23 protein-coding genes and 1 pseudogene are annotated in these 25,674 nt (G+C 73.0%); 18 read left to right on the top strand and 6 right to left on the bottom strand.

Annotated features, from left to right (window positions below; all coding sequences use genetic code 11):
* The first annotated feature begins 126 nt into the window (after positions 1 to 126).
* Positions 127 to 819 carry a ComEA family DNA-binding protein gene (locus NMK44_RS42670; RefSeq protein WP_374215254.1) on the top strand — a complete coding sequence of 231 codons (693 nt, stop codon included), beginning with the start codon at positions 127 to 129 and terminating at the stop codon, positions 817 to 819.
* Positions 816 to 3,371, top strand: a pseudogene (locus tag NMK44_RS09545) (ComEC/Rec2 family competence protein); the annotation flags it as partial. The gene NMK44_RS42670 and the pseudogene NMK44_RS09545, both read left to right, overlap by 4 nt.
* On the opposite strand, the gene NMK44_RS09540 reads toward NMK44_RS09545, so the two are convergent.
* Together NMK44_RS09540 and NMK44_RS09535 are read right to left on the bottom strand one after the other, a co-directional pair.
* On the bottom strand, positions 3,367 to 3,834 hold the full coding sequence (locus NMK44_RS09540; protein ID WP_254740406.1) for a pyridoxamine 5'-phosphate oxidase family protein: 468 nt from the start codon (positions 3,832 to 3,834) through the stop codon (positions 3,367 to 3,369). The pseudogene NMK44_RS09545 and the gene NMK44_RS09540 overlap by 5 nt on opposite strands.
* Before the next feature lie 146 nt (positions 3,835 to 3,980).
* On the bottom strand, positions 3,981 to 4,877 hold the full coding sequence (locus NMK44_RS09535) for a winged helix-turn-helix transcriptional regulator (protein WP_254740404.1): 897 nt from the start codon (positions 4,875 to 4,877) through the stop codon (positions 3,981 to 3,983).
* Between the two features lie 58 nt (positions 4,878 to 4,935).
* Here NMK44_RS09535 and NMK44_RS09530 point away from each other — a divergent pair, with 58 nt between their 5' ends.
* The 3 genes from NMK44_RS09530 to holA all read left to right on the top strand — a co-directional run bounded on the left by NMK44_RS09530 (position 4,936) and on the right by holA (position 7,040).
* Positions 4,936 to 5,604: an O-methyltransferase gene (locus NMK44_RS09530; protein WP_254740402.1), complete on the top strand. Its 669-nt coding sequence runs from the start codon at positions 4,936 to 4,938 to the stop codon at positions 5,602 to 5,604.
* 72 nt (positions 5,605 to 5,676) lie between these two features.
* Positions 5,677 to 5,955 (top strand): hypothetical protein, encoded by a 279-nt coding sequence (locus NMK44_RS09525; protein WP_374215253.1) that lies wholly within the window; start codon positions 5,677 to 5,679, stop codon positions 5,953 to 5,955.
* Between the two features lie 95 nt (positions 5,956 to 6,050).
* A complete protein-coding gene (gene holA / locus NMK44_RS09520; RefSeq protein ID WP_254740400.1) occupies positions 6,051 to 7,040 on the top strand; it encodes a DNA polymerase III subunit delta in 990 nt (329 codons plus the stop codon).
* A gap of 43 nt (positions 7,041 to 7,083) precedes the next feature.
* Here the strand turns inward: holA and NMK44_RS09515 are convergent, their stop codons facing one another.
* Complete coding sequence (locus tag NMK44_RS09515; protein WP_254740398.1) at positions 7,084 to 7,983, bottom strand: hypothetical protein; 900 nt, start codon at positions 7,981 to 7,983, stop codon at positions 7,084 to 7,086.
* A 254-nt stretch (positions 7,984 to 8,237) separates the two neighbouring features.
* The gene (rpsT, locus tag NMK44_RS09510) at positions 8,238 to 8,504 is read right to left on the bottom strand and encodes a 30S ribosomal protein S20 (protein ID WP_254740396.1); all 267 of its coding nucleotides are present in this window, start codon (positions 8,502 to 8,504) and stop codon (positions 8,238 to 8,240) included.
* A gap of 205 nt (positions 8,505 to 8,709) precedes the next feature.
* Between rpsT and lepA the strand changes: the two genes are divergently transcribed.
* The 5 genes from lepA to NMK44_RS09485 all read left to right on the top strand — a co-directional run bounded on the left by lepA (position 8,710) and on the right by NMK44_RS09485 (position 16,398).
* Complete coding sequence (gene lepA / locus NMK44_RS09505) at positions 8,710 to 10,590, top strand: translation elongation factor 4 (RefSeq protein ID WP_254740394.1); 1,881 nt, start codon at positions 8,710 to 8,712, stop codon at positions 10,588 to 10,590.
* Between the two features lie 286 nt (positions 10,591 to 10,876).
* Positions 10,877 to 12,766 (top strand): AMP-dependent synthetase/ligase, encoded by a 1,890-nt coding sequence (locus tag NMK44_RS09500; RefSeq protein WP_254740392.1) that lies wholly within the window; start codon positions 10,877 to 10,879, stop codon positions 12,764 to 12,766.
* A gap of 194 nt (positions 12,767 to 12,960) precedes the next feature.
* Positions 12,961 to 14,958 (top strand): ATP-binding SpoIIE family protein phosphatase, encoded by a 1,998-nt coding sequence (locus NMK44_RS09495; protein WP_254740390.1) that lies wholly within the window; start codon positions 12,961 to 12,963, stop codon positions 14,956 to 14,958.
* Between the two features lie 65 nt (positions 14,959 to 15,023).
* Positions 15,024 to 16,256, top strand: a complete 1,233-nt coding sequence (hemW, locus tag NMK44_RS09490; protein WP_254740388.1) for a radical SAM family heme chaperone HemW — start codon at positions 15,024 to 15,026, stop codon at positions 16,254 to 16,256.
* Positions 16,257 to 16,260: 4 nt separating this feature from the next.
* On the top strand, positions 16,261 to 16,398 hold the full coding sequence (locus NMK44_RS09485) for a hypothetical protein (protein ID WP_254740386.1): 138 nt from the start codon (positions 16,261 to 16,263) through the stop codon (positions 16,396 to 16,398).
* Here NMK44_RS09485 and NMK44_RS09480 read toward each other — a convergent pair.
* Positions 16,391 to 17,218 carry a DUF3097 domain-containing protein gene (locus NMK44_RS09480; RefSeq protein ID WP_254740384.1) on the bottom strand — a complete coding sequence of 276 codons (828 nt, stop codon included), beginning with the start codon at positions 17,216 to 17,218 and terminating at the stop codon, positions 16,391 to 16,393. The genes NMK44_RS09485 and NMK44_RS09480 overlap by 8 nt on opposite strands.
* 22 nt (positions 17,219 to 17,240) lie before the next feature.
* Positions 17,241 to 17,978 carry an MBL fold metallo-hydrolase gene (locus NMK44_RS09475; RefSeq protein ID WP_254740382.1) on the bottom strand — a complete coding sequence of 246 codons (738 nt, stop codon included), beginning with the start codon at positions 17,976 to 17,978 and terminating at the stop codon, positions 17,241 to 17,243.
* 175 nt (positions 17,979 to 18,153) lie between these two features.
* Between NMK44_RS09475 and hrcA the strand changes: the two genes are divergently transcribed.
* The 8 genes from hrcA (at position 18,154) to NMK44_RS09435 (ending at position 25,635) form a co-directional block, all read left to right on the top strand.
* Positions 18,154 to 19,170, top strand: a complete 1,017-nt coding sequence (gene hrcA, locus NMK44_RS09470) for a heat-inducible transcriptional repressor HrcA (protein WP_254740380.1) — start codon at positions 18,154 to 18,156, stop codon at positions 19,168 to 19,170.
* Positions 19,171 to 20,307 (top strand): molecular chaperone DnaJ, encoded by a 1,137-nt coding sequence (gene dnaJ, locus NMK44_RS09465; RefSeq protein WP_254740378.1) that lies wholly within the window; start codon positions 19,171 to 19,173, stop codon positions 20,305 to 20,307.
* 85 nt (positions 20,308 to 20,392) lie between these two features.
* Positions 20,393 to 21,484 carry a nitronate monooxygenase gene (locus tag NMK44_RS09460; RefSeq protein WP_254740376.1) on the top strand — a complete coding sequence of 364 codons (1,092 nt, stop codon included), beginning with the start codon at positions 20,393 to 20,395 and terminating at the stop codon, positions 21,482 to 21,484.
* Positions 21,481 to 22,224, top strand: a complete 744-nt coding sequence (locus tag NMK44_RS09455) for a 16S rRNA (uracil(1498)-N(3))-methyltransferase (protein WP_254740374.1) — start codon at positions 21,481 to 21,483, stop codon at positions 22,222 to 22,224. Before NMK44_RS09460 ends, NMK44_RS09455 begins: the two co-directional genes overlap by 4 nt.
* A gap of 101 nt (positions 22,225 to 22,325) precedes the next feature.
* Positions 22,326 to 22,889 (top strand): hypothetical protein, encoded by a 564-nt coding sequence (locus NMK44_RS09450; protein WP_254740372.1) that lies wholly within the window; start codon positions 22,326 to 22,328, stop codon positions 22,887 to 22,889.
* A gap of 124 nt (positions 22,890 to 23,013) precedes the next feature.
* Entirely contained in the window at positions 23,014 to 23,373 is a 360-nt protein-coding gene (locus NMK44_RS09445) for a histidine triad nucleotide-binding protein (protein ID WP_254740370.1), read from the top strand.
* Between the two features lie 4 nt (positions 23,374 to 23,377).
* Positions 23,378 to 24,298, top strand: a complete 921-nt coding sequence (locus NMK44_RS09440; RefSeq protein WP_254740368.1) for a ribonuclease Z — start codon at positions 23,378 to 23,380, stop codon at positions 24,296 to 24,298.
* A gap of 233 nt (positions 24,299 to 24,531) precedes the next feature.
* Positions 24,532 to 25,635 carry a PfkB family carbohydrate kinase gene (locus NMK44_RS09435; protein ID WP_254740366.1) on the top strand — a complete coding sequence of 368 codons (1,104 nt, stop codon included), beginning with the start codon at positions 24,532 to 24,534 and terminating at the stop codon, positions 25,633 to 25,635.
* Positions 25,636 to 25,674 lie beyond the last annotated feature (39 nt).

The raw sequence follows: 25,674 nt of genomic DNA, 5'->3' as shown, positions 1-25,674 counted from the left end.
GATGAGGCCGAGGGCGGTGAGGTCGGGGCCGGGTCCGGGTCCGGCCGAGTGACGTCGGGGCGGGGCCAGCGGTTCCGGCTCATGGTGCGGGAGCGGCTTCCGACCTGGCTCCAGGTGCGCTGCGGCATGCGGCTCAGAACCCTCGCGGCGCTCACGGTTGCCCTCCTGGTGGCGGTGGCCTTCGCGGTGCACCACTTCTGGACCGGCCGTCCGCAGACCGTGCGGGCTCCGGAGCCGGAGCCGCCGCGCGCCGCGCCCGCGGGGTCCGTTCCCGCCCCCGGCGGGCGGCCCTCCGACGGGCGGGCAGGGCCGGGTGCGGGGCGTTCGGTCGTGGTCGATGTGACGGGCAAGGTGCGCCGCCCGGGGCTGCGCACGCTGCCGACGGGCGCGCGGGTGGACGACGCGCTGGAGGCGGCGGGCGGGGTGCGGCCGGGTGCGGACACCAGCGGGCTGAACCGGGCCCGCCCGCTGGTCGACGGTGAACAGATCGTGGTCGGCGCCCCGGCCGGACAGGCGCCGGGCGGCGGCGCGCCCGTGGCCGGGAGCGCGGGAGCGGGCGGCGCACCGGGCAGTGGCAGCGGCGCCGCGGGGGCTCCCGGGGCCACGGGCGGACCGGGGGCGCCCGGCACCCCGGTCAGCCTCAATTCCGCGACCCCCGAGCAGCTCGACACCCTGCCGGGCGTCGGCCCGGTGCTGGCGCGGCACATCATCGACTACCGCACCCAGCACGGCGGTTTCCGCAGCGTCGACGAACTCCGCGAGGTCAACGGCATCGGTGAGCGCCGGTTCGCCGATCTGCGTCCGCTGGTCGGCCCATGACGGTTCAGCCCACCCGGGCCCGCGCGGCGGTGCACGCCGCGGCGGCCTCACCGCGCGGCGCGTCCGAGCCCCGCCAGGAGGGACCGCCGGACCTCCGCCTGGTGCCACCGGCCCTCACGGCCTGGGCCGCCGCGGGCATCGCCCTGGGCACACCGGGCGGGACCGTCGCCGTGGGCTGCGCCGTGGCCTGCCTGGTGGCGGGTGTGCTGCTGCTCCGGGCCCGCCGCCACGCGCCCCGCCCCGGTTCCGGGGGGCGGGCCGCCGACTCCCGGGAGCGCGGCGCCGGGTGGCACGGGCGCGCGGCGGGCGCGGTGGCCGCGGCACTGCTGTGCGGTGCCGCGGCGGGGACGGTCGCCGTGCTGCACGCGGCCGAGGTGCGGCACGGCCCGGTCCCGGAGCTGGCCCGGGAGTATGCCGGGGTCACCGCCGAGGTGGAGATCACCGCCGACCCCCGGCTCACCCGCCCCCGGGTGCGGGGTGCCGCGCCCGCGCCTGTGGCGGTGGTGGTCGAGGCGGAGGTCGGCCGGATCACCGGACCCGACGGCACCACGACCGCCACCCGCGCTCCGGTGCTGATGACGGTCCGGGCGGGCGCCGGGCGGGAGCGGGCGCGCTGGCTCGCGCTGCTGCCCTCGACCCGGCTGCGGGTGCACGGCCGACTGGCACCGCCGCTGCGCGACGGGGACCGGGTCGCGGCCGTGGTGCGGGTCGACGGCGGCGGGCCGCCGCGGGTGACCGGCGCCCCGAGCGCGCTCCAGAAGCGGGCGGGACGGCTGCGCGAGGGGCTGCGGAGCGCCACGGACGGGCTCTCCGCGGACGCGCGGGCGCTGCTGCCGGGGCTGGTCGTGGGGGACACCTCACGGGTGCCGCCCGATCTCGACGAAGCGTTCCGGGCCACGGATCTGCTGCATCTGATGGCGGTCTCCGGCAGCAATCTGACGCTCGTCCTCGCCCTGCTGACCGGACCGCCCCGGCTCGCCGCACGGGCCGAGCGGCGGGGGCTGGCGGCCGCGCTCGGGCTGCGGCTGAGGACGACAGCCCTGCTCGGCGGCGCGCTCACCCTGGGCTTCGTGATCGTGTGCCGTCCCGAGCCCAGTGTGCTGCGCGCGGCGGTGTGCGGGCTGATCACCCTGCTCGCCCTCGGCACCGGACGGCGCAGATCGCTGCTGCCCGCCCTGTCCGCCGCCGTTCTGGCGCTGGTGCTCTACGACCCCTGGCTGGCGCGGAGTTACGGTTTCGCGCTCTCCGTCCTGGCCACCGGCGCGCTGCTCACCTTCGCGCCGGTGTGGTCCGCGGCGCTGCGCCGCCGTGGTGTGCCGCCGCGCTGGGCGGAGGTGCTGGCGGCGGCCGCGGCCGCCCAGGCGGTGTGCGCCCCGGTCGTGGTGGTGCTCACCGAGCGGGTGAGCCTGGTGGGGGTCCCCTGCAATCTGCTGGCCGAGGCGGCGGTCGGCCCGGCCACCGTCCTGGGGTTCGCCGCGCTCGCCGTGGCCCCGCCGGCCCCGCCGCTCGCCGGATGGCTCGCCCACCCGGCCGGATGGCCCGCGGAGTGGATCGCCGAGGTGGCCCGGAGGGGCGCGGCCCTGCCCGGCGCGGAGCTGGACTGGCCGGGCGGCTGGACCGGTGCCCTGCTGCTGGCCCTGGCCACGGTGGCCGCGGTCCTGGTGGGCCGCCCGGTGCTGCGGCGCGGGTGGCTGTGCGCGGTGTGTGCGCTGGTCCTGCTGCTGGCCATCGTCCGCCCGGCGCCGCTGGCCCGGGTCATCACCGGCTGGCCACCGCCCGGTTGGCGGCTGGTGGCCTGTGATGTCGGGCAGGGGGACGCACTGGTCCTGGCGGCCGGGCCGGGAACGGCGGTCGTGGTGGACACCGGCCCCGAGCCACGGGCCGTGGACCGCTGTCTGCGCTCCCTGGGCATCGTCCGGATCCCGCTGCTGGTCCTCACCCACTTCCACGCCGACCATGTGGCCGGTCTGACCGGCGCGCTGCGCGGGCGCGGGGTGGGTGCCATCCAGACCACGAGCCTGGCGGAGCCGCCCGGCCAGGCAGGGTCCGTACGGCGCAGCGCGCGGGAAGCGCAGGTTCCGGTGGTCGTGGCGGAGCCGGGGGAGCGCCGTCGGCTCGGATCGCTGTCCTGGGAGGTTCTGTGGCCCGCGCCGCCGTCCCCGGCGGTGCCCCCGGGCACACCCGCCGTACCGCCGACGGAGGGGGCGAACGACGCGAGCGTCACCCTGCTGGTGCGTACCGCGGGACTGACCGTCCTGCTGCTCGGCGATCTCGAACCACCCGCCCAGCGCGCCCTGCTCACGGCCCACCCCGGGCTGCCCCGGGTCGATGTGGTCAAGGTCGCCCACCATGGCTCCGCCTACCAGGACCCCCGGCTGATGGACCGCCTCCGCCCGCGTCTCGCGCTGATCTCCTGCGGTGCGGACAATCCGTACGGACACCCGTCCCCGCGTACTGTGGCGGCCCTGCGGGCCCGGGGCGCGGCGGTGCTGCGGACCGACACCGACGGTCCGGTCGCCGTGACCGGCCCCGCGCTCCGCGCGGTGCTCAGACGGCCCACACGCCGTCGCGCATCAGGTGCCGGGCCGGGAGTTCGGCCTCCTCGTACCAGACCTGCACCTCGGTGGGCGTCACCCGGTAGTAGGCGTAGGAGGGCCCGTTCCCCGGGCGCCGGGGATCCCACCGCGAGGTGGCCGCGAAGGCATCGGCGGTGGCGACCGGCACCTCGTCCAGGCCGAACACCTCCACCGTGCCCGCGATCAGCACCACATCCCGGGTGTCGGCCAGGGAGAGCCGGGCCCGGCCGACCTCGTTCAGATTGCGGCCGGTGGGATTGGTCCGGCGGGTGGAGAGCCAGACCGCTTCGCCGTCCCACAGGAACGACAGCGGCACCAGACAGGGCACCCCGTGTCCGTCGGCGGAGGCCACCCAGATGTCCGCCTCCCGCTCCAGCCGCTCCAGCAGGTCCTTCTTGCGCTGCCGCTGATCGCGCACCGCCACCGAACCGTCCGCCATGCTCCGCTCCGCCCCTCTCGTCCGCTGCTCCCGCGCGCACGCTATCCGCGCGGCGCTGCCCGGCGCTTCGGGCGCGCGACGTAGGGCCGGGGGCGTACGACGGCGCCCAGGGCGGCAGGGCGGCAGAGCGGCAGACGGTCGGGGCGTCAGGGCGCCGGGAGCGTGTCCGCCGTTCTCCGGGCCAGGGCCAGGGCCTCGTCCACGGCCGCCGGGATGTCGGTCACCGGGTAGAGCGCGTGCCGGACGGTGCGGTCCGCGCCGGAGACCACCAGGATCAGCCGTTTGAGACGGAGTTGCTGCGCCGCGCGGAAGGAGGGGAGCCGCAGCGCGGCGGCGAACCGCAGTTCGCCGTCGGACAGCAGTGGGAACGGCACCTTCTCGGCGGCGGCGAAGGCGGCCTGTTCATCGGGGCGCTGGGTGCTCACCCCCCGGACCGCCGCGCCCGCCGCGCGGAAGGACTCCCAGGCATCGCGGAACAGCCGGTTCTCCAGGGTGCAGCCCACCGCCCCGGGGATATCCGCCCAGTTGTCCGGCAGCGGTGAGGGCATCCCGGTCGCGGGATAGGTGAACAGCACCGTGACCGGACTGTCTTCGGCGACCACGTCATGGGTGGAGCCGTCGGAGCCGGTGAGCGTGAGGCCGGGCGGTACGGCGCCGCCCACCAGCTCGCGGACCCGGGCCGTCTCCGCACTGCCGTCCTCGGCGGTGGCGGTCAGGGTGCCGTCGCCGAACAGCCAGCGGTCGGCCCAGTCCTGCATGCCGATCAGCACGGGGAGGAACGCCCGGCCCCGTTCGGTCAGTTCGTAGGTGTGGCGGACCGGCCGGTCCTGGTAGGGGCGGCGTTCCAGCACCGCATGGTCGACCAGCGCCTTCAGCCGTTCGGTCAGCACCTTGCGGGAGATGGCCAGCTCCCGGGCCAGCTCGTCGAAACGGGTGTGCCCGCGCGCGACCTCGCGCAGGACGAGCAGGCTCCACCAGTCGCCGAGCACACCCGCGGTCCGGGCGATGCCGCAGACATCGTCGAGGTCTCGCTTCCTTGTCATCGCCGCCCATAGTAAGTTCCTCTTCGAAACCGTGTACGTTCCGAAAGGAAACTCACTGATGTCGCTGGCTCGGTGGACCGAGGTCGACGCCTACTTCAACGCCCTGCTCACCCCCGCCGACCCGGCCCTGGACGCGGCGCTCGACCTCAGCGCGGCGGCCGGTCTGCCGCCGCACCAGGTGGCCCCCAACCAGGGCAAGCTGCTGCATCTGCTGACGAGGATCCGGGGCGCGCGCCGCGTGCTCGAGATCGGCACCCTCGGCGGCTACAGCACCATCTGGCTGGCCACCGCCCTGCCCGCGGACGGCCGGCTGATCTCCCTGGACGCCGACCCCCGGTGCGCCGAGGTCGCGCGCGCCAACGTGGCGCAGGCGGGGCTCGCGGATGTCGTGGACATCCGCACCGGACCGGCGCTGGACTCCCTGGCGCGGCTGGCCGAGGACGACGAGGACCCCTTCGACGTGGTCTTCATCGACGCCGACAAGCCGAACAACCCCGGCTACCTCCAGTGGGCGCTGCGGCTGACCCGCCCCGGCAGCCTGATCATCGGCGACAACGTGGTGCGGGACGGCGCGGTGACCGACCCCACCAGCACCGACCCCAAGGTCCAGGGCGTCCGGCGGTTCACCGAGCTGATGGCCCGAGAGCCGCGGCTGACGGCCACCGCGGTGCAGACGGTCGGCGAGAAGGGGTACGACGGGTTCACCCTGGCCCTGGTCACCGGCTGAGCCCATGGCTTAAGGGCACCGGCTGACGTCACCGGCTGCCCCGGGCCGCCCGGCGGCCGCGCCGCGCGCCCGATGCCGGACAATGTCCCGGTGATCGATGAAGGACTGAACGGCGCCCGGCACATTCTGGTGCTGCCCGACCGCGATGCGGCCGAAGAGGTCGCCGAGGCGCTTCCCCAGCGCTTCCGTGTCGCCCATGAGCCCCAGTTGGTCCGGGACGCGCTCGCCGGGGAGGACGACGCCGAGGACGCCCAGTGGCTGGTGGTGGTCGAGGACCCGGCCGGGGAACTGGACCCGGCGGCGCTGGAGGAGTTCGCCGAGGAGCACGAGGGCTGGCTCGAGGCCGAATAGCGGCCCGCGCTCCCCTCGGCGAGCCCGGCCGCCGGCCCCAGCCCACCCGGTCGTCCGGCGGGGGATGTCGGTGGTCCGTGGGATGCTGGACCGCGATGGCCAGGAAGACGACGACCGACGATCCGCTCGCCCCCGTGACCCTCGCCGTGGGGCAGGAGGACCTGCTGCTCGACCGCGCCGTGCAGCAGGTCGTGGCGGCCGCCCGCGCGGCCGACGCGGACACCGATGTGCGCGACCTCCCCCCCGACGCGCTCCAGCCCGGCACCCTCGCCGAGCTCACCAGCCCCTCGCTCTTCGCCGAGCGCAAGGTGGTCGTGGTGCGGAACGCGCAGGACCTGTCGGCCGACACCATCAAGGACGTGAAGGGTTATCTCGGCGCCCCCGCCGAGGAGATCACCCTCGTCCTGCTGCACGCGGGCGGGGCGAAGGGCAAGGGGCTGCTCGACGCGGCCCGCAAGGCCGGGGCGCGCGAGGTCGCCTGCCCCAAGATGACCAAGCCCGCCGACCGACTGGCGTTCGTGCGTTCGGAGTTCCGCGGTACGGGGCGGTCCGCCACCCCGGAGGCGTGCCAGTCGCTGGTCGATGCCATCGGCAGTGATCTGCGTGAGCTGGCCAGCGCGGTGTCGCAGCTCGCCGCGGATGTCGAGGGCACCATCGACGAGGCCGTCGTCGCCCGCTACTACACGGGCCGTGCCGAGGCGTCCAGCTTCACCGTCGCCGACCGGGCCGTCGAGGGGCGGGCGGCCGAGGCGCTGGAGGCGCTGCGCTGGGCGGTGGCCACCGGGGTGGCCCCGGTGCTGATCACCAGCGCCCTGGCCCAGGGCGTCCGCGCCATCGGCAAGCTGGCCTCGGCCCCGCGCGGCGCGCGCCCCGGCGATCTCGCCCGGGAGCTCGGTATGCCCCCGTGGAAGATCGACCGGGTGCGGCAGCAGATGCGGGGCTGGTCGGCGGACGGGGTGGCGGTCGCGCTGCGCGCGGTCGCCGAGGCGGACGCGGGGGTCAAGGGCGGCGGGGACGATCCGGAGTACGCCCTGGAGAAGGCCGTCGTGGCCATCGCCCGCGCCGCCCGTTCGGGCCGCTCCTAGCGGAAGCGCCCACCGCTCGTAGCGACCCGCCGGACCTCCCGGATCAGTCCCGCATCTTCTCGAGCGTGGCCTTGGCGCTCTTCTTCAGCATGTCGGTGGCCTCGTCGCTCGTCTTGGCCCTGGAGTCGGACGAGCTGGAGATGTACTCCGACCACGTGGACTGATAGGTGACCCAGCCGTCGCGGACCGCGAGGATCACATACGCCCCGCTGGTGCTGGAGCTGGACCGGTTGGTCTGCGTCACCACGTACGCCTCGTCGCCCAGGCCGCCGACCGCCTTGACCTCGTAGCTGTAGCTGGAGGACTTCTGGTCCTCGTAGGCCCGGTAGGTGGCCTCGAACTCCGGCGCCGGATTGGTCTTCTTGTGCCGCGATGCCGTGGTGTACAGCCACACCGAGGAGTAGTCGCTGCTGGAGGCGGTGTCGGGCTTGAAGTCGATGTTGCAGGTCATCGAGTCCAGGGCCGGGTCCTGGGAGCTGCTGTGCGTCGGGTTGGACGTGCTGGAACTGCTGTCGTCCTTCTTGTCGTACCCCTCGGTCTCGAAGGTTTCGGTGTCCGTCGAGTCGCACAGGTTGTCCGTGTACACATACCCGGCGAGATCGGGCTTCTCCTTCTTCTCGCCGCCGCCGAACCCTCCGGTGGCCAGTACGACACCGGCCCACACCGCCGAGGCGACGACGGCCCCGCCGAGCCCCCACAGCCAGCCCTTGCCGCCCTTGCCGCCACCGCCCGCAGGGATGCCCGGAGGCATCGCGGGCGACATGCCCATGGGCGCGCCGGTCTGTCCGTACCCGGCCGCGGGCATGGCGGCCATCGTGGGCTGGGCGTAGGGATTGGCTGCCTGCGGCTGGGGCTGCTGGGGCACGCCGTAGGCGCTGTGCTGAGGCTGCTGGGGCGGCTGAGGCTGCCCGTACGGATTGGGTGTCTCCCCCGGTATCGACATGACGTGAACATACCCGAAAAAACAGGGAAAGCCCCTCGCTGTCCTGGGGAAAGGACGGCGAGGGGCTTCCCGGTGGAATGCTGTGCGCCGCACCCGCGTGGCGAACGCAGGCCGTGTGCGGCGCGGTGCCGCAGTCAAGCTGTCGGCAGCCGGTCGGAGCGGGTGAGAGGGACCGCTGGGCCCGGACCGGCGGATGGGGCGGGATCCGCCCCGATCGGGACGGTGTGCGCCCCGTGAGGCATCAGCCCCGGACGTCAGCCCTTGAGGCCGGCGACCTGCTGCGCAAGCGCCGACTTCTTGTTGGCGGCGTTGTTCTTGTGGAGCACGCCCTTGCTGACGGCCTTGTCCAGCTTGCGCGCGGCGCTGCGGGCGGCGGCGGTGGCCTTCTCGGCGTCACCGGCGGCCACGGCCTCACGGGTGCGGCGGATGGCGGTCTTCAGCTCGGACTTGACGGCCTTGTTGCGCTGACGGGCCTTCTCGTTCGTCTTGTTGCGCTTGATCTGGGACTTGATGTTCGCCACGTAAAGAGCCTTTGCAGGTTCGTTGGATTTAGCTGGTCGTGATGCTGTGACCGGAGCCGCCCAGGGGCGGCACGAGACACAGTGGGCCAGGTTACCAGCAGGGTCTGTGGCGTCCCAAACCCGGAAGCGGTCGCCAGTCATGGGACCATGGACGGACTGATACAACCCCGATTACACCGAGTCCCGCCTAGACACAGGACCCTGCGTGCCCGCGACCCCTACCAATGTGCCGGAGCCGAGCCGTACCGACCCGGCTCTCATCCGTAACTTCTGCATCATCGCGCACATCGACCACGGCAAGTCGACGCTCGCCGACCGCATGCTCCAGCTGACCGGTGTGGTCGACCAGCGACAGATGCGTGCGCAGTACCTCGACCGCATGGACATCGAGCGCGAGCGCGGCATCACGATCAAGTCCCAGGCCGTCCGGCTGCCCTGGGCGCCCCGGCAGGACGAGGGCGGGTCCGCGTCGGCCACCCACATCCTGAACATGATCGACACCCCCGGCCACGTGGACTTCACCTACGAGGTCTCGCGCTCGCTGGCGGCCTGTGAGGGCTGCGTCCTGCTGGTCGACGCGGCGCAGGGGATCGAGGCCCAGACTCTCGCCAACCTCTATCTGGCGATGGAGAACGACCTCACGATCATCCCGGTCCTCAACAAGATCGACCTCCCGGCCGCCCAGCCCGAGAAGTACGCCGCCGAGCTGGCCCACCTCATCGGCTGCGACCCGGCCGATGTGCTGAAGGTCTCGGCCAAGACCGGCGAGGGCGTCGCGGAGCTGCTGAACCGGGTCGTGGAGCTGGTCCCGGCCCCGGTCGGGGTCAAGGACAGCCCCGCCCGCGCGATGATCTTCGACTCGGTCTACGACCCCTACCGGGGCGTCGTGACGTATGTGAAGGTCGTGGACGGCACGCTCAACAAGCGTGAGCGGATCAAGATGATGTCCACCGGCGCCGCCCACGAGCTGCTGGAGATCGGCACCAACTCACCCGAGATGACCCCCTCCGACGGGCTCTCCGTCGGTGAGGTGGGCTATCTGATCACGGGTGTGAAGGACGTCCGCCAGTCCAAGGTCGGCGACACGATCACCCAGTTCAGCAAGGGCGCCGAGGAGCCGCTGGGCGGCTACAAGGACCCCAAGCCGATGGTGTTCTCCGGGCTGTACCCGCTGGACGGCTCGGACTACCCGGAGCTGCGCGAGGCCCTGGACAAGCTCCAGCTGAACGACGCCGCCCTGGTCTACGAGCCGGAGACCTCGGCCGCGCTCGGCTTCGGCTTCCGCGTCGGCTTCCTGGGGCTGCTGCACCTGGAGGTCATCCGTGAGCGCCTGGAGCGCGAATTCGGTCTCGACCTGATCGCCACCGCGCCCAACGTGGTCTACCGCGTGGACATGGAGGACGGCACCGAGCACACGGTGACCAACCCCAGCGAGTTCCCGGTGGGCAAGATCGACACGGTCCATGAGCCGGTCGTCCGGGGCACCATCCTCGCCCCGAGCGAGTTCATCGGCGCGATCATGGAGCTGTGCCAGAACCGCCGCGGGGTCCTGCTCGGCATGGACTACCTCTCCGAGGACCGGGTCGAGATCCGCTACACCCTGCCGCTGGCCGAGGTCGTCTTCGACTTCTTCGACCAGCTCAAGTCCAAGACCCGCGGCTATGCCTCGCTGGACTACGAGCCCACCGGTGAGCAGACCTCCGACCTGGTCAAGGTCGACATCCTGCTGCACGGCGACAAGGTCGACGCCTTCTCCGCGATCACCCACAAGGACAAGGCGTACGCCTACGGCGTCCGGCTGGTCGCCAAGCTGCGCGAGCTCATCCCGCGGCAGAACTTCGAGGTGCCCATCCAGGCCGCCATCGGCTCCCGGGTCATCGCCCGTGAGACGGTCCGCGCCATCCGCAAGGACGTCCTCGCCAAGTGCTACGGCGGTGACATCTCCCGTAAGCGGAAGCTGCTGGAGAAGCAGAAGGAGGGCAAGAAGCGGATGAAGATGGTCGGCAGCGTGGAGGTGCCCCAGGAGGCCTTCATCGCGGTGCTGTCCTCCGACTCCGACGGTGGGGACGCCAAGGGGAAGAAGTGACGCGCGCCGTCGCGGTGATGTGATGCGCGGCGCGTCACGTGTGATGCGTGACGAGTGACGTGAAATGTGTGGTCAGCGGGCCCGGTGTGAAGGATGCGCCGGGCCCGTTGCCATGGTGGGAGAGGTGCGGTGCGTCCAGGTGTGAAGGGTGCGGCGCACCGCCCGTCGTCGTTTGAACAACGTGACCCACAACCCCTTACGCGGTAAGGATTCGGCCCTTACGCTGATCACTGCTCGAAGGTTACTCGCGAGTCACCAAGCAATGAGGCTGGCCCCGGAGGATGCCGTGACCGACACACAGACTTTGCTCGAGAACCGGCCGCCGTCCCTGGCGACACACTTCCTCCAGCGCGTCGAGAAGACGCCTGAGAAGGAGGCGTTCCGCTATCCGGTCCCGGCCGCCTCGGGTACGGGCCCCGACGAATGGCGCCCCCTGACCTGGCGCGAAAGCGCGGATCGGGTCTTCGCCATCGCCGCCGGTCTGATGGGTCTGGGCGTCCGTCCCGAGGAGCGGGTCGCGCTCGCCGCGGCCACCCGGGTGGAATGGGTCCTCGGCGACCTCGGTGTGCTCTGCGCGGGCGCCGCGACCACCACGGTCTACCCCAGCACCAACGCCGAGGAGACCGCCTTCATCCTGTCCGACTCCGGCAGCCGGGTGCTGATCGCCGAGGACGGCGCCCAGCTCGCCAAGGTGCGTGAGAAGCGCGACCAGCTGCCCGAGCTGATCCATGTGGTGGTGATCAACGCCGATGACGCGGTCCCGGCCGCGGGCGACCCGGAGGGCTGGGTGCTCTCCCTCACCGAGCTGGAGAAGCGGGGCACGGCCTATCTGGAGCAGCACCCCCAGGCCGTGCGGGAGCGGATCGACGCGCTGCGCGCCGACCAGCTGGCCACGCTCATCTACACCTCCGGCACCACCGGCCGCCCCAAGGGCGTACGGCTGGCGCATGACTCCTGGTCGTACATGGCCATCGCGATCGGCAGTGTCGACGGGCTGCTCTACGCCGACGATGTGCAGTACCTGTGGCTGCCGCTGGCGCACGTCTTCGGCAAGGTGCTGACCGCCGGGCAGATCTACGTCGGTCACACCACCGCCGTGGACGGCCGCGTCGACAAGATCATCGAGAATCTCCCGGTGGTCCGTCCGACCTATATGTGCGCGGTGCCGCGGATCTTCGAGAAGGTCTACAACGGAGTGGTCGGGAAGGCACGCGAGGGCGGCGCGGCCAAGTACAAGATCTTCCAGTGGGCGGCCGGGGTCGCCCGGGAGTACGCCAAGACGTACCAGGACAACTTCCGCCGCACCGGCACCCCTTCGGTCCCGTTCGCCCTCAGGACCCAGCACGCCCTGGCCGACAAGCTGGTCTACGGCAAGCTGCGCGAGGCCTTCGGCGGCCGGCTGCGCGCCGCGGTGTCCGGCTCGGCCGCGCTGGCGCCCGAGATCGGCTACTTCTTCGCGGGCGCCGGGATCAACATCCTGGAGGGCTACGGCCTCACCGAGTCCAGCGCCGCCAGCTTCCTCAACCCGGTCGACTACCGCACCGGCACCGTCGGCAAGGCGTTCCCCGGCACCGAGGTGCGGTTCGGCGAGGACGGCGAGATCCTGCTGCGCGGCCCCGGCGTCATGCAGGGCTACCACGGGCTGCCGGACCTCACCGCGCAGGTGCTGGAGTCCGACGGCTGGTTCCACACCGGTGACATCGGCGAGCTGTCGCCCGACGGCTACCTGCGGATCACCGACCGCAAGAAGGACCTGATCAAGACCTCCGGCGGCAAGTACGTGGCCCCGGCCGAGGTCGAGGGCCAGTTCAAGGGCGTCTGCCCGTTCGTCTCCAACATCCTGGTGCACGGCGCCGACCGGAACTACTGCACCGCCCTCATCGCCCTCGACGAGCCGACCATCATGGGCTGGGCCAAGGAGCACGGCCTGGAGGGCAGGTCCTACGCCGAGGTGGTCGCCACCGACGAGGTGCGGCAGCTCATCGACGGCTATGTGCAGCGGCTCAACGAGGGGCTGCAGCGCTGGCAGACGATCAAGAAGTTCCGGCTGCTGCCGCGCGATCTGGACGTGGAGCACGGTGAGTTGACGCCCAGTCTGAAGCTCAAGCGACCGGTGGTCGAGCGTGAGTACAAGGACCTGATCGAGGACATGTACGCCGGTACCCGGGAGGTCTGACGGGAAGTTCACCGTGCCCGGTTGCGCCGGGCACGGGAATTTTTCCCTCATCGCGGCTCACTTGCGTAACTCAGTGCATATGAGGGCGGTCGGTCTGTCACGCTGTCCCTGCCGGTGCCCTTCGCACCGGATGCGGATACGGCACTATGACGGAGCTTCTCAGGAGCCGCACAGTGGGGACGTCATCTTTCGCCATGTCTGGCGGGCCGGTCGACACCGGCGGGGTGGCTGTACCGGCCGGGGGCGTGGGCCCCGTCCGGACCAGCGCGTCGGCCCGCGCCAGCCTGCCCGGAACCCCGCTCGCGGCCTCCGCCGCGCGGCGGTTCGTCCGGGCCGCCCTCGCGGACTGGGCCGCGCTGGAGGTGCCCGCCGCCGACCGGATCACCGAACGGGTCGCGGACGAGGCGGTCCTGCTGGTGAGCGAGCTGGTCACCAACGCCGTGGTGCACGCCGGTACCGCCGTCGAGCTGAGCTGTGCGCTGGACGTCCCTGGCCATGAGGGCGAACCGCCCTCGCTGGTCGTGGAGGTGACCGACCACCACCCCACCCGGGTGCTGCGCGGTGAGCCCCCGGACGGGGAGGAGCCGGAGTACACCGGCGGCCACGGGCTGCGGCTGGTGGCCGGGGTCGCCGAGGCCTGGGGCACCACCTACCGGCGCACCAGCAAGACCGTGTGGTTCCAGCTCGCCGTCGGCGCGGACACGGACGACGGCCCGGCGGCCGCGGGGTACGACGGCCCCGGGCGGGACACCGTCCGGCTCGCCGAGCGCGCCCTGCCGCGCGAGGCGCGCCCCGTCGAGCTGATCGCCCCCGCCCCGCGGCGGGCGCCCGCCCGCCGCCACGACCCCGAGTGGGCCCGGCACGGCGCGCTCTCCTTCCTCGCCGAGGCGTCCGACATGCTCGCCGGACAGTTCGACGAGGAGCTGGTGACCTCGCTCGCCGTCCAGCTCCTGGTGCCGCGGCTCGCCGACTGGTGCGCGGTGTGGCTGGACGCCGTGAGCGGTCCGCCGCGGCTGGTGCGGGTCTGGCACGCCAGCGAGAGCCGGCTGGAGGAGCTGCGGCGGGTCCTGGAGAAGGAACCGCCCCATCTGCCCGCCGCCGCGCGCGGTGACGCCGTGGAATGGCCGTGGCCCGCCGACCCCGCCGCGTACGGGCCCGGCGGGGCCGCCCTGGCCTGCCGGCTGATCGCGGGCGGCCGGGCGATGGGCACGCTGCTGATGGGGCGCGCCGGGCTGGTGCGGATGCCCGGCGAGGTCGTCGGGCTGATCGAGGACTTCGCCCGCCGGGTCGCCCTGGCGCTGGCCTCCGCCCGCCGCTACACCCGGCAGGCCGACATCAGCCGGGTCCTCCAGCGCGGACTGCTGCCCTCCGGTATCCCGCGCATCCCCGGTGTCGAGTCGGCGGTCGTCTACGAGCCGACCGGCGAGATCTCCGCCGGGGGCGACTTCTACGACGTCTTCCCGGCCCGTGACGGCCGCTGGGGCTTCGTCCTGGGCGACGTCTGCGGCAACGGCCCCGAGGCGGCCGTGGTGACCGGTCTGGTGCGGCCCTGGCTCCGGCTGCTGGCCCGCGAGGGGTACGGCGTCGGGGAGGTTCTCGACCGGCTCAACCAGCTGCTCGGCGAGGAGGCGGTGGAAGCGGCGGTCGAAGGCGCCGCCGAGGCGGTGGTCGCGGGCGTGGAGGCGGCCGGGGTCGGTGTCGGCGTCGCGGAGCTGGTGGATGCCGGGCTCGTCGGTTCGGGGCTGCCGCCGGGCGGCGGCATGGCCCGCTTCCTGTCGCTGCTGTACGGGGAGCTGGAGCCGCTGGGCGGCGGGGACGGCGCCGGAGGCGGGCTGCGCTGCACCCTGGCCAGCGCGGGCCATCCGCTGCCGCTGGTGCTCCGGCCGGACGGCTCGGTGCGCACCGTCGCCGAACCGCAGATACTGCTGGGCGTCGTGGACGATGCCGCGTACGAGAGTGAAACGTTTGACCTCTCGCCCGGCGAGACGCTCCTGTGCGTCACGAACGGGGTGACCGAGCACCGCTCGGGCAGCCGCCAGTTCGACGACGAGGAGGGGCTCGCGGCGGTCCTCGCCTCCTGCGCGGGGCTGAGCGCCCGCGCGGTCGCGGAGCGGCTGCGGGAGGCGGTGCACGCCTTCGCGGCGGAGCCGCCGGACGACGACCTGGCGATGCTCGTCCTGAAGGCCCTCTGACGCGTCCATGGTCCTCCCACCGGGGGCGGCGGGAGGACCGGGGGCGATGGCGGACAATGGGTTGCATGCCTTCCGTACTGCCCGATGGTGAGCCCATGCCCGAGGACGGTGCGCTGCCCCCCGCCGCGCTCGCCGGGGCCGCGCGGCGCCCGCTGGGCTTCTATCTGCACGTGCCCTACTGCGCCACGCGCTGCGGGTACTGCGACTTCAACACCTACACCGCCAGTGAGCTGCGCGGTTCCGGCGGGGTGCTGGCCTCGCGGGACAACTACGCCGAGCAGGTCACCGAGGAGGTGCGGCTCGCACGCAAGGTGCTGGGCGACGACCCGCGCCCGGTCGAGACCGTATTCGTGGGCGGCGGGACCCCGACCCTGCTGGCCGCGGCCGACCTGGGCCGGATGCTCGCGGCCGTCCGCGAGGAGTTCGGGCTGGCGGACGGTGCCGAGATCACCACCGAGGCCAATCCGGAGTCGGTGGATCCGCGCTATCTGGCGGAGCTGCGTGAGGCCGGGTTCAACCGGGTCTCCTTCGGGATGCAGAGCGCCCGCCGGCATGTGCTGAAGGTGCTGGACCGCACCCACACCCCCGGCCGCCCCGAGCAATGTGTCGCCGAGGCACGGGCCGCGGGCTTCGACCATGTGAACCTCGACCTGATCTACGGCACCCCGGGCGAGAGCGACGACGACTGGCGGGCCTCCCTGGAGGCCGCCCTCGGCGCCGGACCGGACCATGTCTCGGCCTACGCGCTGATCGTCGAGGAGGGCACCCAGCTTGCCCGCCGGATCCGGCGCGGCGAGGTGCCGATGACCGACGACGACGTGCACGCCGACCGCTATCTGATCGCCGAGGAGCTGCTCTCGGCCGCCGGTTTCGAGTGGTACGAGGTCTCCAACTGGGCCACCACCCCCGAGGGCCGCTGCCGCCACAACGAGCTGTACTGGCGCGGCGCCGACTGGTGGGGCGCGGGGCCCGGCGCCCACAGCCATGTGGGCGGCGTCCGCTGGTGGAACGTGAAGCACCCCGGCGCGTACGCCCAGGCCCTCGGCGAGGGCCGGTCGCCCGGCGCGGGCCGCGAGCTGCTGGCCGACGAGGAGCGCCGCGTCGAGCGCATCCTGCTGGAGCTGCGGCTCTCCGAAGGCTGCCCCCTGGACCTGCTCCGCCCCGCGGGCGCCGCGGCCGCGGAGCGGGCCCTGGCGGACGGCCTGCTGGACCCGGCGCCGTACCGGCACGGGCGGGCCGTGCTCACGCTGCGCGGGCGGCTGCTGGCGGACGCTGTGGTGCGGGATCTGGTGGACTAAGTGCGTGCTCCTCACCGAGCCGAAGGAGGCCGGCGAGGAGGCCGGCTACTGGACGGAACGGGCCAGCGAGTTCGGTGACCCGGTCACCGTCGAGGCGCTGGACTTCACGCTGGAAACCAGCGACTTCCGGACACTCAGCTGACCCCCACCGTCACGAAGTCGATCAGCTCCTCCACCCGGCCCAGGAGTTCCGGCCGCAGGTCCTTGTAGGAGTGGACCGAGGAGAGGATCGCTTGCCAGGCGGCGCCGGTGTTCTCCGGCCAGCCCAGGGCGCGGCAGACGCCCGTCTTCCAGTCCTGGCCGCGCGGGACCCCGGGCCAGGCGGCGATGCCCACCGAGGACGGTTTCACCGCTTCCCAGATGTCGATGTAGGGGTGGCCGACGACCAGGACATGGTCACCGGTGACCTCGGCGGCGATCCGGGACTCCTTGGAACCGGGCACCAAGTGGTCGACCAGAACGCCGAGCCGGGCATCCGGGCCGGGGGCGAACTCCCGGACGATGGCGGGGAGATCGTCCACACCCTCCAGGTACTCGACGACCACGCCCTCGATGCGCAGGTCGTCGCCCCAGACCCGCTCCACCAGCTCCGCGTCATGGCGCCCCTCGACATAGATACGCCCCGCGCGGGCCACCCTCGCCCGCGCCCCCGGTACCGCGAGGGACCCCGAGGCCGTGTGCCGGGGCGCGGAGGGGGCCGTCGCGCGCGGGCGCACCAGCGTGACGACACGGCCCTCGAGCAGGAAGCCGCGCGGCTCCATGGGGAAGACACGATGTTTGCCGAAGCGGTCCTCCAGAGTGACCGTCGGACCCTGCGCGGTCTTCTCGCAGCGGATCACCGCCCCGCAGAACCCGGTGGTGACCTCCTCCACGACGAGGTCCGGTTCGGCGGCGACCTCCGGGGCGGGCTGTGACCGCTTCCAGGGCGGGGTCAGGTCCGGGTTGTCGTATCGGCTGCGCATCCGGCTGACGATAGCCGCGCGCCTAGCGGGACACGCCGAAGCGGGCCGCCAGTTCGTCACGCTGGGTGCGGACGAACTCCGCGTCCACCACCGATCCGTGGCCCGGTACGTACCGCGCCTCCTCACCGCCCAGCTCCAGCAGCCGGTCCAGGGCGGCGGGCCATCGCGCGGGGATCGCGTCGGGCCCCGCCTGCGGCGGTCCGGACTCCTCGACCAGATCGCCGCAGAAGACCACCTCGGGCCGTCCGGGGACCAGGACCGCCAGATCGTGGGCGCTGTGCCCGGGGCCCACGTTCGCCAGCAGCACCCGCCGGTCGCCCAGGTCGAGGGTGAGCTCCCCGGAGACCAGGTGGTGGGGGAGGACCAGATGGTCGGCGGCCTCGGTGGCGGCTCCCCGGTCCACCCCGTGCCGGATGGCGCTCTCGCGCAGCTCCTCCCGCTCCGAGCGCAGCAGTTCGTCCAGGCCCGCCGCCCCGTACACCTCGCACCCCGAGAAGGCGGCCGTGCCCAGGACATGGTCGAAGTGCGGATGGGTGAGCGCGATCCGGGTGGGGCGCATCCCGGCGAGCCGGGTGATCTGGGTGCGCAGCGCGGCCCCGTCACGGAGCGTGGCGCCGGTGTCCACCACGAGTACGTCCGTGCGCCCGACGACCACGCCGATGGTCTCGTCCCAGCCGGGCATGCGCAGTCGCGCCACCCCGGGGGCGATGGTCTCCCAGCCCGCCTCCTGCCACCGCGACTCTTCCCAACACGTCTCCATACCGAGACGCTAGCTCCTCGGGCGATAGCGTGGCGGGTCGTGCGGGCTCCGCCACACGTCGGCTCTTGCCCCGCCCACCGCACCCCGCCGTACACTGGCGGAGGGGTTCTGGCACTCGTGACCGTTGAGTGCCAGGGGGACCACCTGAAGAGACCGCTGGACTGGAGGTGCGCGGGTGCTCAGCGAACGCAGACTCGAGGTGCTGCGTGCCATTGTCCAGGACTACGTGGGCACCGAGGAGCCGGTCGGCTCCAAGGCCCTCACCGAGCGCCACCGGCTGGGGGTCTCCCCGGCCACGGTCCGCAATGACATGGCCGCGCTGGAGGACGAGGGCTTCATCGCCCAGCCGCACACCAGCGCCGGACGTATCCCCACCGACAAGGGCTACCGCCTCTTCGTGGACAAGCTGGCGGGAGTGAAGCCGCTGTCCACCCCTGAGCGCCGGGCCATCCAGAACTTCCTGGACGGCGCCGTTGACCTCGACGACGTGGTGGGCCGCACCGTCCGGCTGCTGGCGCAGCTGACCCGGCAGGTCGCGGTGGTGCAGTACCCGTCGCTGACCCGTTCGACGGTGCGCCATGTGGAGCTGCTGCCGCTGGCCGCGGCCCGGGTGATGCTGGTGCTGATCACCGACACCGGCCGGGTCGAGCAGCGCATGGTGGACTGCCCCTCGCCGGTGAGCGAGGAGTCCCTCGCGGATCTGCGGGCCCGGCTCAACAGCCGTGTCGTGGGGCGGCGGTTCGCGGATGTGCCGCAGTTGGTGCAGGATCTCCCGGAGTCCTTCGAGCAGGAGGACCGGGGGACGGTCACGACCGTGCTGGCGACCCTCCTCGAGACGCTGGTGGAGGAGACCGAGGAGCGGCTGATGATCGGCGGCACCGCGAACCTCACGCGTTTCGGGCATGATTTCCCCCTGACGATCCGGCCCGTTCTGGAGGCGCTCGAGGAGCAGGTCGTCCTCCTCAAACTGCTGGGCGAGGCCAAGGACTCGGGTATGACCGTGCGGATCGGGCATGAGAATGCTCACGAGGGGCTGAATTCCACCTCGGTGGTCGCGGTCGGCTACGGTTCGGGCGACGAGGCCGTCGCCAAACTCGGCGTGGTCGGACCGACCCGCATGGACTACCCCGGAACGATGGGAGCGGTACGCGCAGTGGCACGTTACGTCGGACAGATCCTGGCGGAGTCGTAAGTGGCGACGGACTACTACGCAGTCCTGGGCGTGCGGCGTGATGCCTCGCAGGACGAGATCAAGAAGGCATTCCGCCGGCTCGCGCGTGAGCTGCACCCGGATGTGAACCCGGACCCGAAGACCCAGGAGCGGTTCAAGGAGATCAACGCCGCTTACGAGGTGCTCTCGGACCCGCAGAAGAAGCAGGTCTACGACCTCGGCGGGGACCCGATGTCGGGCGCGGGCGGAGGCGGCGGAGCCGGTGGCTTCGGCGCGGGCTTCGGCAACTTCTCCGACATCATGGACGCGTTCTTCGGCACCGCCTCGCAGCGCGGACCGCGGTCCCGCACCCGGCGCGGCCAGGACGCCATGATCCGTCTCGACGTGGAGCTCAGCGAGGCCGCGTTCGGGACCACCAAGGACATCCAGGTCGACACCGCGGTGGTGTGCACCACGTGCAGCGGCGAGGGCGCCGCGCCGGGCACCTCGGCGCAGACCTGTGACATGTGCCGGGGCCGTGGTGAGGTCTCCCAGGTGACCCGCTCCTTCCTGGGCCAGGTCATGACCTCGCGGCCGTGTCCGCAGTGCCAGGGCTTCGGCACCGTGGTGCCGACCCCGTGCCCGGAGTGCGCCGGTGACGGACGGATCCGTTCGCGCCGCACCCTGACGGTGAAGATCCCGGCCGGTGTGGACAACGGCACCCGGATCCAGCTTGCGGGCGAGGGCGAGGTCGGGCCGGGCGGCGGTCCGGCAGGCGATCTGTACGTGGAGATCCACGAGGTCCCGCACCCGGTCTTCCAGCGCCGCGGCGACGATCTGCACTGCACGGTGACCATCCCCATGACGGCGGCGGCGCTCGGCACCAAGGTGCCGCTGGAGACGCTGGACGGCCTGGAGGAGGTCGACATCCGGCCCGGTACCCAGTCCGGCCAGTCGATCCCGCTGCACCAGCGCGGTGTCACCCATCTGCGGGGCGGTGGCCGGGGCGATCTGATCGTCCATGTCGAGGTGACCACTCCGACCAAGCTGGACGCGGAGCAGGAGGAGCTGCTGCGCCGTCTGTCCAAGCTGCGCGGCGAGGAGCGCCCCACCGGCGAGTTCAAGCCAGGGCAGCAGGGGCTGTTCTCGCGCCTGAAGGATGCGTTCAACGGACGCTAGGCGTCCCCGGACCCTCCGGCCGCGACCGCCGTCGCGGCCCGAGTCCGGTTGCCGTTCGGTGCGGAGCGCATGACACGATGTGGCCATGCCCTCCGCACTGACCGATCTCTTTCGGTATCCGATCGTGCAGGCGCCGATGGCGGGCGGGGCTTCCTGCCCACCGCTGGCCGCCGCCGTCTCCGAGGCCGGTGGCCTCGGTTCCCTCGCCGCCGGGTACAAGACCCCGGAGGCGATGTACGAAGAGATCAAACAGCTGCGCGGGCTGACCGGCCGCCCCTTCCTGGTCAACCTCTTCATGCCGCAGCCGCCCACCGCGGACCCGGGCGCCGTCGAGGTCTACCGCGAGCAGCTCGCGGGTGAGTCCACCTGGTACGAGACACCGCTCGGTGACCCCGACGCGGGGGCCGACGACGCGTACGAGGCGAAGCTGGCGATCCTGCTCGAGGACCCGGTGCCGGTGGTCTCGTTCACCTTCGGCTGCCCCACCCGTGAGGTCCTGGGCGCGCTGGCCGCGGCCGGTACCCGCACCGTCGTGACGGTGACCTCGCCGGTCGAGGCGCAGACCGCCCAGTGGGCGGGCGCCGACGCGCTCTGTGTGCAGGGCGTGGAGGCGGGCGGCCACCAGGGCGGCTTCCGCAACGACCCGGCCGAGGACGGCATGGGCGGCGGACTCGGACTGCTCTCGCTGATCGCGCTGGTCCGCGAGACCGTACGGATCCCGGTCATCGCCGCGGGCGGGCTGATGCGCGGTGCGCAGATCGCGGCGGCGCTGGCCGCGGGCGCGAGCGCGGCCCAGCTGGGCACCGCGTTCCTGGTCACCCCCGAATCGGGGGCCAACGCCCTGCACAAGCGCGCCATGACGGACCCGATGTTCGGCAGGACCGAGCTGACCCGCGCCTTCTCCGGGCGTCCGGCCCGGGGCCTGGTCAACCGTTTCATCCGCGACCACGGCCCGTACGCCCCGGCGGCCTACCCCCAGCTCCACCACCTCACCTCCGGGCTGCGCAAGGCCGCGGCCAAGCAGGGCGATCCGCAGGGCATGGCGCTGTGGGCCGGACAGGGCCACCGGCTGGCCCGTGAGCTGCCCGCGGGGAGGCTGGTGGAGACCCTCGCCGCCGAACTGGACGCGGCGCGCGCCGGGTTGACCGCCGGGGCGTTCCACGGCGAGGCCCGGTGACCGCCCCGGTGTTCGTGGCCGACTCCCTCCAGGGGGCGGCCGCGGGGACCCGGGTCGCGCTGGAGGGGCCCGAGGGGCGGCACGCCGTCTCCGTACGGCGGCTGCGCGTCGGCGAGTCCGTGGTGCTCACCGACGGCCTCGGTACGGGCGTCTCCGGCACCGTGGCGGCCGTCGAGGGCAAGGACCGGCTGCTGGTGGAGGTGGCCGGGGTGCGCCATGAGGAGCGGCCCAGCCCGCGGATCACCGTGGTGCAGGCCCTCCCCAAGGGCGACCGCGGTGAGCTGGCCGTGGAGACCATGACCGAGACCGGGGTGGACGCCGTCGTGCCGTGGACCGCGGCCCGCTGTGTCACCCAGTGGAAGGGCGAGCGCGGGCTGAAGGCGCTCGGCAAGTGGCGGGCGACCGCCCGCGAGGCGGGCAAGCAGTCCCGCCGGCTGACCTTCCCCGAGGTCGCGGACGCCATGACGACCAAACAGGTTGCCCGACTTCTGGCCGACGCCGACTTCGCGGCCGTGCTCCATGAGGAAGGCAGTACCCCGCTGGCCACGGCCGAACTGCCCGCCGACGGTGAGATCGTGCTCGTGGTGGGCCCCGAAGGCGGAGTCTCGCCCGAGGAGTTGACGGCCTTCGCGGCGGCGGGCGCGGCACCGTACCGGCTGGGTCCGAGCGTTCTGCGCACGTCGACGGCCGGAACGGCGGCCGCGGCGCTGCTGTTGGGGCGTACCGGCCGCTGGGGCTGAGCCCCCGGCAGGGCCCGTTCCCCGAAAGCCGCCCCCCGGCCGGGGCACGGTGGCCGACGATGGTCTTCCGGTTCGCCGCGCTCGGTGGGAACCTGTCCCCTATGGGGGTATTGAGCCATGTAAGGCATCGGTACGGTCGTCCGCTCCTGGCCGTCGCGGTATCGGTCGCGGCCGCCGTCGCGGTGACCGGGTGCGACCCCGAGGACAACGGGGTCAGTGCGATCGTCGTCGCGGTCACCACCGACAAGGTCGCCTCCCGCGCCCTGGACAAGGGCGGGGTCGAGGTCCGCTGGCTGACCTGCAACGCGGATCTGAAGAGCGGCCGCACGGCCGGTGCTTCGGCCTCGGACGACGCCAACCGCGAACGGGACGAGGGGACCGGGACCGACGCCTCGGTCGACTGCCGCGGTGAGACCGCGAGCGATAAGAAGATCGAGGTCAGCGGCAGGGTCACCTTCGTGCGCAAGAACCATTGCGTCCGGGGGCACTTGACGGCCTCCGTGGACGGGCACCGGGCCTTCGAGGCCCGGGTGATCGGGGAGTGCGACGGCGGGGACGACGACCGGGACCCCGGCCGGGGCGACGACCGTGAGACCAGCCGCCCCGAACCGCACCGCAGCTACCCCCTGGACCACCGGACGACCGAGGGCACCCAGGGCAAGTAGCGGCGGCCCGGGGGCGGGCGGAAACGGGCGGGGCGGCCAGGCCCAGGGGATTCGCGCGCACCGTCGGCGGGGCGTCCCGGTACCATCCGGTCCGTATCAGCCGACGATCCACGAGGAGCCACCGGTGGCGGGAGAACCGCAGGCCGACTGCCTGTTCTGCAAGATTGTCTCGGGGGAGGTGCCGGCCACCGTGGTCCGCGAGACCGACACCACGGTCGCCTTCCGCGACATCAACCCCCAGGCGCCGACCCACGTCCTGGTGATCCCCAAGGTGCACTACCCGGACGCCGCCTCCCTCGCCACGGCCGAACCGCAGATCACCGCCGATGTGCTGCGCGAGGCGGGCGCGGTGGCGGCCGAGGAGAAGATCGACGGCACCGGTTTCCGCGTGGTGTTCAACACCGGCTCCGGCGCCGGGCAGACCGTCTTCCACGCGCACGCCCACGTACTGGGTGGCCGCGGCCTCAACTGGCCCCCGGGATAGTCCGGTGTCCGCACGCGAACTGGTCGTCCTCGGCACCGCCAGCCAGGTCCCCACCCGGCACCGCAACCACAACGGCTATCTGCTGCGGTGGGACGGCGACGGACTGCTCTTCGACCCCGGCGAGGGCACCCAGCGCCAGATGCTGCGGGCCGGTGTCGCCGCGCATGACATCGACCGGATCTGTGTCACCCACTTCCACGGGGACCACGCGCTGGGGCTCTCCGGGGTGATCCAGCGGATCAACCTGGACAAGGTGTCGCATCCGGTGACCGCCCACTACCCGGCGAGCGGACAGCGCTTCTTCGAGCGGCTGCGCTACGCCACCGCGTACCGCGAGACGGTGCCGCTGGCCGAGCAACCGGTCGAGGGCGAGGGCGGGGTGATCGCCCGGACCCCCGCCTACACGCTGGAGACCGCCCGGCTCTCGCATCCGGTCGAGTCCTACGGCTACCGGCTGGTCGAGCCCGACGGCCGCCGCATACTGCCCGAGCGGCTCGCGGCGCTCGGCGTCCGCGGCGCGGACATCGGCCGCCTCCAGCGCAACGGCGGGCTGGAGCGGGACGGGCGCACGATCAGCCTGGAGGAGGTCAGCGAGGCCCGCCGCGGCCAGCGCTTCGCCTTCGTCATGGACACCCGGCTGTGCGACGGCGCGTACGCCCTGGCGCAGGGGTGCGACCTGCTGGTCATCGAGTCCACCTTCCTGGACGAGGACGAGTCGCTGGCCGTCGAGTACGGCCATCTCACCGCCGGACAGGCGGCCCGGCTGGCGGCCGGGGCGGGTGTCCGCCATCTCGTCCTGACCCACTTCTCCCAGCGTTACGGGGACCCCTCCGACTTCGAACGCCAGGCCCGCGCCGCGGGTTTCGAGGGGGAGCTGACGGTGGCGCAGGACCTGATGACCGTGGCCGTGCCCAAACGCCGCTGAGGCGGCGCGTGGGGGGTGCGGTGGTTCCGGGCGGTCCCGCGCCCCGGCCCGGCGTGCGGCCTCGCTGCCACGTGCCGCCGGGCGGTGCGCGGGCCGTTGCGGACCGCCCCCGGCGCCGGCCGCGCGCCGCCCGCCGCGGGGCGGTTTCGGGCACACTGGCGGCACCCGCTTCCCCACGGCGGGGCACGGCCGTGGGGGCGCCGATCACGACCGGTTCGACCTGGGAGCACACGGTGACGACATACGACGGCGACGAGCACGCGGCGGGCCGTCCCCTGCTCGACCCGCTCGCGGCCGTTCGCGGGCCCGGCGATCCGGCCTGCGACGTCTATCTGACGGGCACCGTCTTCCTCGACATCATCTTCACCGGCCTGGACTCCGCGCCGATCCGCGGTACCGAGTCCTGGGCGCGCGGCATGGGGTCCAGCCCCGGCGGCGTCGCCAACATGGCCACCGCCCTGGCCCGGCTGGGACTGCGCACCTCACTGGCGGCCGCCTTCGGCGACGACCACTACGGCGACTACTGCCGGGACGCGCTCGACCGCGGTGAGGGGATCGACCTGGAGCTGTCCCGGACCATCCCGGGCTGGCACTCCCCGGTGACCGTCTCGATGGCCTACGAGGGCGAGCGCACGATGGTCTCCCACGGCCATGAGGCACCACCGCCCGAGGAGCTGGCCCCGAGCTGCCCGCCCCCGGCCCGCGCCGCCATCGCCTCGCTCGTCCCCGGGCGCCGCGAGGAGTGGGTGGCGGAGGCCGCGCGCAAGGGCAGCCGGGTCTTCGCGGACGTCGGCTGGGACGACACCGGCCGCTGGGACCCGGCCGACCTCGCCGATCTGGAGCACTGCGAGGCGTTCCTGCCGAACGCGGCCGAGGCCATGAGCTACACCCGCACCGACTGCCCGCGCGCCGCCGCCCGTGCGCTCGCCGACCGCGTACCGCTCGCGGTCGTCACCCTGGGCGCCGAGGGGGCGTACGCGGTGGACGGCCGTACCGGCGAGACCGCCGAGGTGCCCGCGATCACCGTGGAGGCGCTGGATCCGACCGGTGCCGGGGACGTGTTCGTGGCGGGCTTCGTCACCGGCACCCTCGCCGACTGGCCGCTGGCCGACCGGCTCGCCTTCGCCGGGCTGACCGCCGCGCTCTCCGTCCAGGAGTTCGGCGGTTCGCTGTCCGCGCCCGGCTGGGTCGAGATCGCCGCCTGGTGGCAGCACACCCGTGCCTACGACGAGCAGCCGCTGCGCCGTTACGCCTTCCTGGACCGGATACTGCCGGGCGCCGCCCGCCCCTGGCCGCTGCGCCGGGCCGTCCCCACCATCGGCTTCCGCCAGGCGTGACCGCCCCGGGCCCGGCCGCGGCGCCGGTCCCCGGGGGTG

It is taken from the genome of Streptomyces cucumeris (genome assembly GCF_024295805.1).
Taxonomy (GTDB): Bacteria; Actinomycetota; Actinomycetes; order Streptomycetales; family Streptomycetaceae; genus Streptomyces; species Streptomyces cucumeris.
Note: the sequence above shows the minus strand (reverse complement) of the source record. Positions and strands in the feature narration are given on the sequence as shown.

Excerpts from the sequence above, each read along its gene's own strand:
- NMK44_RS42670 (WP_374215254.1), top strand. The coding sequence starts at position 127 with ATGCGGCTCAGAACCCTCGCGGCGCTCACGGTTGCCCTCCTGGTGGCG.
- NMK44_RS09540 (WP_254740406.1), bottom strand. The coding sequence starts at position 3,834 with ATGGCGGACGGTTCGGTGGCGGTGCGCGATCAGCGGCAGCGCAAGAAG.
- NMK44_RS09535 (WP_254740404.1), bottom strand. The coding sequence starts at position 4,877 with ATGACAAGGAAGCGAGACCTCGACGATGTCTGCGGCATCGCCCGGACC.
- NMK44_RS09530 (WP_254740402.1), top strand. The coding sequence starts at position 4,936 with ATGTCGCTGGCTCGGTGGACCGAGGTCGACGCCTACTTCAACGCCCTG.
- NMK44_RS09525 (WP_374215253.1), top strand. The coding sequence starts at position 5,677 with ATGCCGGACAATGTCCCGGTGATCGATGAAGGACTGAACGGCGCCCGG.
- holA (WP_254740400.1), top strand. The coding sequence starts at position 6,051 with ATGGCCAGGAAGACGACGACCGACGATCCGCTCGCCCCCGTGACCCTC.
- NMK44_RS09515 (WP_254740398.1), bottom strand. The coding sequence starts at position 7,983 with ATGTCGATACCGGGGGAGACACCCAATCCGTACGGGCAGCCTCAGCCG.
- NMK44_RS09495 (WP_254740390.1), top strand. The coding sequence starts at position 12,961 with ATGTCTGGCGGGCCGGTCGACACCGGCGGGGTGGCTGTACCGGCCGGG.
- hemW (WP_254740388.1), top strand. The coding sequence starts at position 15,024 with ATGCCTTCCGTACTGCCCGATGGTGAGCCCATGCCCGAGGACGGTGCG.
- NMK44_RS09480 (WP_254740384.1), bottom strand. The coding sequence starts at position 17,218 with ATGCGCAGCCGATACGACAACCCGGACCTGACCCCGCCCTGGAAGCGG.
- NMK44_RS09475 (WP_254740382.1), bottom strand. The coding sequence starts at position 17,978 with ATGGAGACGTGTTGGGAAGAGTCGCGGTGGCAGGAGGCGGGCTGGGAG.
- NMK44_RS09460 (WP_254740376.1), top strand. The coding sequence starts at position 20,393 with ATGCCCTCCGCACTGACCGATCTCTTTCGGTATCCGATCGTGCAGGCG.
- NMK44_RS09450 (WP_254740372.1), top strand. The coding sequence starts at position 22,326 with ATGGGGGTATTGAGCCATGTAAGGCATCGGTACGGTCGTCCGCTCCTG.